This is a genomic window from Acaryochloris sp. IP29b_bin.137 (assembly GCF_028285745.1).
GTDB lineage: Bacteria > Cyanobacteriota > Cyanobacteriia > Thermosynechococcales > Thermosynechococcaceae > Acaryochloris.
Genome location: NZ_JANQOP010000079.1, coordinates 1 through 7,714, shown reverse-complemented (window position 1 = coordinate 7,714; position 7,714 = coordinate 1). Strand labels below are relative to the sequence as shown.

8 protein-coding genes are annotated in these 7,714 nt (G+C 46.3%); 2 read left to right on the top strand and 6 right to left on the bottom strand.

The window, feature by feature from the left end; translation table 11 throughout:
- Both rpsU and Q0991_RS05940 read right to left on the bottom strand, forming a co-directional pair.
- On the bottom strand, positions 1 to 162 hold a 162-nt coding region (rpsU, locus tag Q0991_RS05945), incomplete at its 3' end, for a 30S ribosomal protein S21 (protein ID WP_299486399.1).
- A gap of 287 nt (positions 163 to 449) precedes the next feature.
- Complete coding sequence (locus tag Q0991_RS05940; RefSeq protein ID WP_299486397.1) at positions 450 to 716, bottom strand: RNA-binding protein; 267 nt, start codon at positions 714 to 716, stop codon at positions 450 to 452.
- Positions 717 to 1,021: 305 nt separating this feature from the next.
- Here Q0991_RS05940 and mnmA point away from each other — a divergent pair, with 305 nt between their 5' ends.
- Complete coding sequence (gene mnmA / locus Q0991_RS05935; RefSeq protein WP_299486395.1) at positions 1,022 to 2,092, top strand: tRNA 2-thiouridine(34) synthase MnmA; 1,071 nt, start codon at positions 1,022 to 1,024, stop codon at positions 2,090 to 2,092.
- 21 nt (positions 2,093 to 2,113) lie between these two features.
- Here the strand turns inward: mnmA and Q0991_RS05930 are convergent, their stop codons facing one another.
- The 4 genes from Q0991_RS05930 to Q0991_RS05915 all read right to left on the bottom strand — a co-directional run bounded on the left by Q0991_RS05930 (position 2,114) and on the right by Q0991_RS05915 (position 6,206).
- A complete protein-coding gene (locus Q0991_RS05930) occupies positions 2,114 to 2,818 on the bottom strand; it encodes a GDSL-type esterase/lipase family protein (RefSeq protein ID WP_299486394.1) in 705 nt (234 codons plus the stop codon).
- A 293-nt stretch (positions 2,819 to 3,111) separates the two neighbouring features.
- Positions 3,112 to 3,579 carry a YlqD family protein gene (locus tag Q0991_RS05925; RefSeq protein WP_299486392.1) on the bottom strand — a complete coding sequence of 156 codons (468 nt, stop codon included), beginning with the start codon at positions 3,577 to 3,579 and terminating at the stop codon, positions 3,112 to 3,114.
- Positions 3,580 to 3,604: 25 nt separating this feature from the next.
- Complete coding sequence (locus Q0991_RS05920; RefSeq protein WP_299486390.1) at positions 3,605 to 5,545, bottom strand: AMP-binding protein; 1,941 nt, start codon at positions 5,543 to 5,545, stop codon at positions 3,605 to 3,607.
- A gap of 124 nt (positions 5,546 to 5,669) precedes the next feature.
- The gene (locus tag Q0991_RS05915) at positions 5,670 to 6,206 is read right to left on the bottom strand and encodes a pentapeptide repeat-containing protein (protein WP_299486389.1); all 537 of its coding nucleotides are present in this window, start codon (positions 6,204 to 6,206) and stop codon (positions 5,670 to 5,672) included.
- A gap of 512 nt (positions 6,207 to 6,718) precedes the next feature.
- On the opposite strand from Q0991_RS05915, the gene Q0991_RS05910 reads away from it, so the two are divergent.
- Positions 6,719 to 7,714: DUF3479 domain-containing protein (locus tag Q0991_RS05910; protein ID WP_299486388.1), on the top strand; the 996-nt coding region annotated here is incomplete at its 3' end.

The following is a 7,714-nucleotide window of genomic DNA, read 5'->3' as shown; positions in this document are numbered from 1 at the left end:
GCGACGAGTAGCAATCCGCTTACGCTTCTTTTTCTCTAACGGGGTCTCAAAATGGCGTCGACGTTTTACATCTGCCAAAATTCCGGCCTTTGAGACTTGGCGCTTAAATCGACGCAATGCAGATTCAATGCCTTCGTCTTCACCTAAAACCACCTGAACCACTAGATAACTTCTCCTTGATTTTTTGTATTTTCATAAAAGATGCCCCGAAACGATACATTATCTGACGAGGCATTCTCTACTATACTACTGTTTCTTAGATGAGTTCAGCTAGACCAGATGTGATTGGGATAGATGGTTGCTAAGAAGATTGACTGGTATTGAACACCATTTTGAGAGCGGCACCTTTTAAAAGGCAAGTCGGATCATCGGTATGATCTTCAAAAAAGACATCAATGACCACAAATATGTCAATGACGAGCTGAAGAAGCAGAGAAGGATTAGAGGCCCTACCAAGACTGCTGAGGCCGGGGAGTTCGAGGTCGGGCTTTATTCACTTTTAATTGACGTCCCATCCATTCTGCACCGTCTAAATCTGCGATCGCAGCTTCTTCTTCTGAATCATTTTCCATATCTACAAAGCCAAAGCCGCGTTTACGACCAGTTTCGCGATCAACAGGAAGGTGAACCTTTACTACTTTGCCATACTCTGCAAACACAGCCGATAAGTCGTCTTGGCTTGCATCGTAGGATAGGTTCCCAATATAAATGGACATTTTTTATCTCCAAAGAGCAGTCAAAAAAGTGAAATCAACCAACTATTTTCGGTTCAAAGTATTTTGATTGCAGTCAAAACCAACACAGCCAGCAAAGTTTATGTCTGGGTTCCTTTGAGCTGATGGCAAGACTGTCAAGTTGTGAGCAATTCTATATTAACCAATACTGGCACGCAGCGGGATTGACTTGGACCCATGTATGGTTCGGAAAAGTTAGCATGGAGCAATGGAATTAGATAATCTTGATCTAACTCTATCTTCTTTACTGCATTTTTCCTAATGCTTATTCGTCCACAATTTTAAACATGAAGAGAATTGTTGTCGGTCTCTCTGGAGGAGTGGACAGCTCAACTGCAGCCGCTAGCCTCAAAGAACAAGGCTATGAAGTTATTGGCCTAACCCTATGGTTGATGCAAGGGAAGGGGCAATGCTGTTCGGATGGCTTAGTCGATGCAGCGCAACTTTGCGATGATCTGGGCATTCCCCATCATATCGTGGATACCCGAGACCTTTTTTCCAGTAATATTATCGACTATCTGGTTGCTGGCTATCAGCAAGGCATTACCCCTTTACCCTGTTCCCAATGCAACAAAACCGTTAAGTTTGGCCCGATGCTGAACTATGCGCGACAAGAATTGGACACAGATGCGATCGCAACTGGACATTATGCCCGGATAGCATACAGTAACAAAGACCATCGGTATCAGCTTCTGCGCGCCGTGGATCGCCATAAAGATCAGTCCTATTTTCTGTACGATTTAGACCAAGAACTCCTGCAGGGCACCGTTTTTCCGCTCGGTGAGTATACGAAAGCTGACACCCGTCGATTGGCGGCCCAGCTAAACCTCCATACTGCCGAAAAACCCGAGAGCCAGGATCTATGCTTAATCGAAGCTCATGGGTCAATGCAAACCTTTTTGGATCAGTATATTCAAACTCATCCAGGAGAAATTGTTGACCAAGCCGGAAATGTATTGGGCCATCATCAAGGGGTTCATCATTTCACGATTGGCCAGCGCAAAGGGATTGGGGTAGCGGCACCTCACCCACTCTATGTGGTGGACTTAGATCCAGGTAAGAATCAAGTCATTGTTGGGGATCGTGACACTGCCCGTCGCACAGAATGTTTGGTGAAACGGGTTAACTGGGTATCCATGGCTGCGCCCCAACATCCGATGAGTGCTGAAGTGCAAGTTCGGTATCGATCCCCACCCACTCGGGTAACGATTATCCCTTTGGAAAAGGGTGGGCAGGGTAATGATCGGGTAAAACTGGTGTTTGAGGAGCCGCAGTTTGGGATTGCTCCCGGTCAAGCAGCGGTTTGGTATGACCAAGAGATTCTCTTGGGTGGAGGGATTATTGAGCCCTTTTCCTAAACGCCATCCAAAAACTGGACGCTAGTGTTTTGACTGCATCAGCGTTTGGATGGGTTGCCAGCTGCAGATATCCATTAATAAAGACTGATATCCTTGCGAATTGGGATGCAACCCATCCGCTCCCAGTTGCAGGTTGCACCAACTTTTTCCTCGTTGTTGCCACAGATCAAATAGGTCTAAGTAAGGGATCTGACGTTTATGGCAAGCCAGCCGTGTGGCTTCATTGTAGAGATGCTGATCCCCGTGATTGTAATAAAACGCATCTAAAAATGGCATCGCATCTTCATTCACTGGAACCATACCCACAAAAAGCACGGGGCAAAGTTCAATCGCCCGATCGAGTAATTCGGCAAGTTGAATCTGAAAATCGGTGAAGGGGGTAAAGCACCGACCATCCAGTCGGCCTAGGCGGGCAGAATCGTTGACGCCAACCGATAGAATGATGCGATCTGGAACTCGATGTCGCAATTCTCCCCGATACCGAAATTCACTTTCTAATCGACGGGCAACCTGTTTAACGGTATCTCCCCGAACCCCCAAGTTATAGAGAATATGGCCTGCATTATCGGGGTACATCCATTGCCGTCGAAGCCGTTCGACCCATCCCCCCCCTTCTGGGTCACCATAGCCATAAACTAAGCTGTCACCCAAAGCAACCAATTTTAACGGAACGGGAAACTTAGGAATGGGCTGTTTTAACTGGGGGGATGTAGACAAACTACGCATAGGGGTAAAGTCGAGTTGACTAAATTGGGTTTGTAATATTTTTAATCAAGTCTTATTAATTCTTTAACATTAGCATCCAATTTCTCCTACTTTAAAGTTCATCGTCCAGGATCTGCTGTGATGGTTCTCACCGTTCAACCAATTGAGTACTCAAATCACGGATTTCAATGTTATCGAAGTATATTAGTTACGTTGCTTGGTAAAGATGAGAAACGGGGCCAGCCTATATTAGGTGCCCCACTTATTGGTCCAGCATGGAAGGATAGGATTCCCTACCCATAGCTATGGATTGTCTAGAGTTCGCCTCGGATGTCTTCCACAACGCCATCTCGTAGGAGAATTTCAACCTGCATTCTGCGAATCAGGTGATCTCCCTTTTTGACATAAAAGAAACTATCGATCTGCCCCTGCTCAACCTCTTGTTCCATTTCTAGAGATTGAACTTGATTCAGTTGTTGCAAGACCTGATTCTTTTGGTCTAAGAGTTCGCTTTTGCGATTGTTCGCTTGCATTTGAATATTCTGGATTTGGGCTTGGGTTTCATCTGAAGTACTCCCTTCAGCCCCGATAATCTGAACGGTTTGCTTTTTTAGCTCGCCAATCATTTGTTGAACTTGGGTATCAAGTTGCTGTAGCTGACCATCAAATTGATTGATTTGGGCTTGGAGCTGTTGCTGAGCCTCATCTTTCCATAGAGGAGTGACAACGGCTTTAACGGTAATGGGGCGTTTCAACAGGAGCTGATCAGCAGGAATTTCCATAGGTTTTATTACAGCGAATTTGATTCTAGTTAAACATTCCGTTGATCATATCGCGGTAATGCTCCATGACAACAAGACGACGAACTTTTAGGGTTTGAGTAAGCATTCCGTTTTCGATGGAAAACGGCTCTAAAACAAAGGCAAAGGGACCAATCCGCTCATCAGCACGATAGTTAGGTCGATTTTTGACCTCCCGCGTAATTTCTTGGCGAAAAAGATCTTGAATGGGTTGATCGGCAAAGGTGAGTTCTCTCGTGCCTGGCGTCGGAGTTGCCTCCGGGTGTTGGATAGAGGCGTTTTGAGCTGATGCCCACTGTTGCAACGCATCGATATTGGGGACGATCAAGGCCCCTAAACTCCGCTGATCCTGGCCAACCACCATAATTTGATCAATGAAGGAGCTGCGAGCACAGGCATCTTCTAGGGGCTGTGGCTCGATGTTTTCGCCGTTAGATAGCACAATCGTATCCTTAGCGCGTCCAGTCAAAACCAGATCCTGCCGAGGTGTCAGCCAGCCCAAATCTCCAGTATCAAACCAGCCTTCTTGATCAATCACTTTTGCAGTTGCTTCTGGATTTTGGTAGTAGCCCTGCATGACTTGAGGGCCATGCACGATCACTAAGCCTTGCTGACCGGAAGGCAAAATTTGACGAGTTTGCGGGTCAACAATTCTCAGTTCTGTTTTTGGGATTGGCTTGCCGGCTGAGCGACGCAAATTTTGCCCCACCCGACGAGACGTCAACACGGGTGAGGTTTCCGTTAAGCCATATCCCACGATTACTTCAATGCCTACGGTTTCAAAGAAGGTCTCTAAGTGCATGGCCAAGGATCCCCCCCCACTGAAGGAGAGCTTGAATTGTCCACCCATGGCCTGACGAATTTTGGTATAGACGATGCGATCGCCCAAGCGATGCAAAGGACCGAGGAAAAGCATCTGTAATTGAGCTAAAAATCGCTGAGATCCGGAGGGTGTGAGATTGTTAATATTCAATCCTTGTTGCGTCCGTCGGGCCGTGATGTATCGTTGGCTAATGCCAAAAAATGTATTGATCAGCTTTTGGCGAGTCGCAGGTTCACCCCGAAACTTTTTCTGAATCCCTTCATACAGTGACTCCCACAACCGGGGCACACTCCCCATATAGTGAGGCTTATAGGTTTGCAGATCTCCTTTAAGATTCCGAATGCTGGTATAAATTTGCGTACAGCCTTGGGACAAAAAGTAATAGTCTACTAACCGGCCAAAGGAGTGCCAGGTAGGAAGGATACTGAGAATGCGATCGCCGACTTCCGGCTGGACCACAGCAGGCATGGCCGTAATGATATGGAGCAGATTGCCATGACTCAGCATTACGCCTTTTGGTTTCCCGCTGGTGCCAGACGTATAAATGAGGGTTGCCAATTGCTCCCGATCTGCCGGAACAGCGCGAATAGAACCATAAGCGCCTTCCTGAAAAATCTGAGGAAAATTCAAAGCCTGAGACAATCCGTTATTGGAGACTTCCTCATCCGAGAGCAAGGCAATTAACTGTAAGGGAATCTGGGAGAGGAATGGCTGTAGCTTGCTGAGGGTCGCTGCATTTTCTACTAGTAAAAATGTTGAACCACTGTTTTCTAAAATAAAAGCCAGCTCTTCGGGGCTGGCCTGGGAGCTACGAACGACATTGACTGCCCCCGCCATAATGCTGCCCTGATCGGCGATCAACCAGCGAGAACTATTATCTGCAAATAAAGCAACTCGATCCCCAGGTTTAACCCCTAAGGCCTGTAAGCCGGCTGCAAATCGTTGGATTTGTCGATTGAGTTCGAGATAAGTGAGGTTGACCTCAGGCTGTACATGGGGATCTCGAAGCGCCACAATTTCCCCAAAGCGCCGAGCGGCAATCGGCCATATTTCAGAAATGGACTGTAACTGGGTATATTCCAACTCTACCGTTTCTGCAGGATGTGGAGGATGACCAACTGACATAATTTGTCTTTCTCCAATATTTTGCCAACATGACGATTCTCTTATAAATTTGAGCCTCTGGAGCAGAAAACATATTTTGATTAATTCCCAGATCTTCAGAGAATATAGGAGATAAACTTTCAGATCACGATGAAAGGCCAGGATATCCGTTGGGCAATATTGTAGTGGGATGAATCTGAGTGCCGCTAAAATCGACGGCATTTGCACGAAAGAAATTAGTGCGAGCCAAAACAGACTCAGACAAGTCACAGTTCTCTAAATTAGCTCCGCTTAGATTCGCACCTGTCAAATTAGCCCTTAAGAGACTGACGTGTTGTAGATCCGCTTGTTGAAGATCGGCATGGGTTAGATCAGCCCTAATCAGTTGAGCAAACGCCAATTCAGCACCAATCAGTGAAGTTTCCTGAAGTTGAGAGTCTTCTAGATGGATAGAATCTAACCAGGTTTTTTCTAGCTGAGCCTGATATAGGTTGGTCTGGGTTAAATTAGCCCGACTCAACGTTGCATAAGCGAAATTGGCTTGGGTCAGGTTACAACCTTGAAGATTGATATCCGGTAAATAAGCCTCAAACAAATTGATCTGGCACAAATCTAAGTAACTGAAGTCTCTAATCCCTGAGTCATATTTTGCGAGTAAATCTTCAGCACTAATCCTTTGCATAGACCAACCGAACGACCTATCCTCACCAGAAGCTATCAACTAAGCATTTGTACCTAAAGTTAACACGAGTTAACATTCTGGATATGGGTTGAAGGCGAACCTTAAGATTGGCTTTATCTTTGCTCAGGCTAGGATAGACAATGCTTATGCTGCTCATTCTCTCGGTTAATAGACGTTCATCTTGGCAAGTCGCTCAACATAACTACATATTGATTCGCTTCCATTGTTAACCGACAAAATTAATCCATTGACACTGTGCCTTTGCAAAGGATGGCATCCCAGGGGATTCCCCTGGGGACATATGTATTTGTCTGGAAACTTCAGCTATGCTTGAGGGTGGGGTAGGGAGTGGTCCAAGAACAACAGAAACGTTTGACCGTCGTCACAAATTTTTTTGCAAATTGTGTCGGTTCCCGTCGACCATTCCGTTTGAAAGCAAATTTTTTGGTACAAATCTTTAAAGAACCTAATAGTCGTGTACAAATTTGTTCACGTTAAAGGAGCGCTAACGCATGTTCACTCACGTCAAGTCCACCATTAGACATATTGTCCCCAAGGAGTTACGGGGACGCTCCTTAATGAAGGTGGTCTATGTCGTGTTAGAGCCTCAGTATCAGAGTGCCCTGACGGCAGCTGCCAACGCCATTAACGATAATCATGACAGCGTGGCCGTCGAACTGAGTGGCTACCTGTTGGAGGAATTACGCTCAGAAGAGAACTATGAGGCGTTTGAAGCCGATATGGCTGAAGCCAATATTTTTATTGGTTCTCTTATTTTTATTGAAGATCTAGCAGATAAGGTGGTCGCTGCCGTACAACCCCACCGAGATCGCCTAGATGTAGCGGTGGTCTTCCCCTCCATGCCTCAGGTGATGCGCCTCAATAAGATGGGAAGCTTTACGATGGCGAATTTGGGGCAATCCCAAAGTGCAATCGCACAATTCATGCGTAAGCGTAAAGAGCAGTCTGGTGCCTCGTTCCAGGACGGCATGCTAAAGCTGCTGCGTACCCTACCAAAGGTTCTTAAGTATTTGCCCGTGGATAAAGCCCAGGATGCGCGCAACTTTATGTTGAGTTTCCAGTATTGGCTGGGCGGTTCCCAGGACAACTTGGAAAACTTCCTGCTGATGCTGGCCAATAAGTATGTGCCGGAGTTAGAAGATAAAGTCCAGTTTGACGATCCGGTAACCTACCTAGAAATGGGGATTTGGCATCCCCTAGCTATGGAAATGTTTGCCGATGTCAAGGAATATCTCAACTGGTTTAGCTCCCGTCGTGATATTCCTGATGCGCTCAAAAATGGCACTGCACCGACCGTCGGTCTGATTCTCCAGCGAACTCACTTAGTGACTGGCGATGACGCCCACTATGTCGCGACGGTTCAGGAATTGGAATCTCTTGGTGCTCGAGTGATTCCGGTGTTTGCTAGTGGCTTGGACTTTTCTAAGCCCGTTGAAGAATTTTTCTATGAAACCCCTGGTGGAGACAAAGCCTTAGTCGATGCCGTT

What these genes read in the sequence shown, in the direction of transcription:
- Q0991_RS05930 (WP_299486394.1), bottom strand. Translation starts at nt 2,818, where the DNA reads ATGCGTAGTTTGTCTACATCCCCCCAGTTAAAACAGCCCATTCCTAAG.
- Q0991_RS05925 (WP_299486392.1), bottom strand. Translation starts at nt 3,579, where the DNA reads ATGGAAATTCCTGCTGATCAGCTCCTGTTGAAACGCCCCATTACCGTT.
- Q0991_RS05920 (WP_299486390.1), bottom strand. Translation starts at nt 5,545, where the DNA reads ATGTCAGTTGGTCATCCTCCACATCCTGCAGAAACGGTAGAGTTGGAA.
- Q0991_RS05940 (WP_299486397.1), bottom strand. Translation starts at nt 716, where the DNA reads ATGTCCATTTATATTGGGAACCTATCCTACGATGCAAGCCAAGACGAC.
- Q0991_RS05915 (WP_299486389.1), bottom strand. Translation starts at nt 6,206, where the DNA reads ATGCAAAGGATTAGTGCTGAAGATTTACTCGCAAAATATGACTCAGGG.
- mnmA (WP_299486395.1), top strand. Translation starts at nt 1,022, where the DNA reads ATGAAGAGAATTGTTGTCGGTCTCTCTGGAGGAGTGGACAGCTCAACT.